General features: G+C 74.4%; 1 protein-coding gene. It reads right to left on the bottom strand.

The window, feature by feature from the left end:
- Nucleotides 1–203 (bottom strand): SDR family NAD(P)-dependent oxidoreductase (locus KUM38_RS40950; RefSeq protein ID WP_217137233.1); only part of this gene is annotated, 203 nt, incomplete at both ends.

Below are 203 nucleotides of genomic sequence, written 5' to 3'. Positions count from 1 at the left end.
GCCAGTTGCTCCCGGTCGGACACGTCGCAGGCGACCACGCGGGCCTGGGCGCCGAGTGCCCCCAGCTCGGTGACCAGCTCGGCGGCGCCGTCGGCCTCCGGGCCACGCCGGCTCAACAGCAGCAGATGACGTACCCCGTGCGCGGCGGCCAGGTGACGGGCGAACACCGCACCCAGACCACCGGTACCACCCGTGACCAGCAC

Origin of the sequence: Streptomyces sp. AC558_RSS880 (assembly GCF_019049255.1) — a bacterium.
Classification (GTDB): Bacteria; Actinomycetota; Actinomycetes; order Streptomycetales; family Streptomycetaceae; genus Streptomyces.
The sequence above is the reverse complement of the archived record's forward strand: the minus strand, read 5'-3'. Positions and strand labels throughout refer to the sequence as shown.